Annotated in this window: 1 protein-coding gene and 1 pseudogene; one reads left to right on the forward strand and one right to left on the reverse strand. The window is 65.1% G+C overall.

Annotation, left to right across the window (positions count from 1 at the left end):
• The coding region (locus ELR45_RS36825) for a cation diffusion facilitator family transporter (RefSeq protein WP_205855891.1) at positions 1-644 on the reverse strand (644 nt) is incomplete at its 3' end.
• Positions 645-868: 224 nt separating this feature from the next.
• Here ELR45_RS36825 and ELR45_RS42470 point away from each other — a divergent pair.
• Positions 869-1,007, forward strand: a pseudogene (locus ELR45_RS42470) (ArsR/SmtB family transcription factor); the annotation flags it as partial.

The following is a 1,007-nucleotide window of genomic DNA, read 5'->3' on the forward strand; positions in this document are numbered from 1 at the left end:
ACGCCGTCCATGAGCCGGCGGAAGATCGTCCGGCAGGAGTTGATGAGGATCCATACGATCGCGACCGCGACGAGCAGACCCGCGATCGCATCCGTGCGCGGAAAGCCCAGCCATACGCCGGCCACGGCGACGACCACCACAAGCGATGTCAGCCCGTCGGCCCGCGCATGGTTGCCCTCGGCGATCAGCGCCGCCGAGCCGATCCGGCGGCCGACGCGGATCCGGTACACGGCCACGAGCTCATTGCCCGCAGCGCCGATCAGACCGGCCGCCAGCACCCAGCCAAGGTTGGATAGCTCCCGCGGATTGATCAGAGCGTCGACTGACTCGACGATGATCAATGCCGCCGACGCCGCGATGACCGCCGCGATCAGGACGCCGGACAGATCCTCGGCCCGTCGATAGCCGTACGGATAGCGCCTCGAGGGTCGCCGCCGCCCCAGCCGGAACGCGAGCAGCAACGGGATGGTGGTGACCGCGTGCCCCAGGTTGTGAACGGTGTCGGCGAGCAGGCTGATCGATCCACTGATAGCCACGATCGCCAGCTGCAGACCCGCTGTCGCCATCATGCCGGCGAGACCGGCCCACGCTGCCCGGATGCCCGCCTCACTCGCCTCTTCAGCTGTCTCGATCGAGTCGGTCACGTCGTGTGAGTGTGGCTTCAACACGTGCAGCGCCCGCGCCCACCAGCTCGCATGACCATGACCATGGCCATGGCCGTGGCCGTGGTCGTGGTCGTGGTCGCTCCGATGGGACGACTTCGGATCATTCTTCATAGGCTCAATATATACGTATCTACGTGATAACGCAGATAGTAAATATCAGGTAGTAGGCTGGCCTCATGCATGACGGCATCGCGGACTTCCAGATACCGACGGCCGATCAGGTCGACGGCGCGGCCCGTGCACTGCGGATGCTCGCGGATCCTACCCGGATCAAGATCATGTGGGCGCTGCTGCAGGGTGAATCATCGGTCAACTGCCTTGCCGAGCTGGTCGAGTCGGGGC

The organism is Phytoactinopolyspora endophytica, assembly GCF_004138495.1.
In the GTDB taxonomy this organism is placed as follows: Bacteria; Actinomycetota; Actinomycetes; order Jiangellales; family Jiangellaceae; genus Phytoactinopolyspora; species Phytoactinopolyspora endophytica.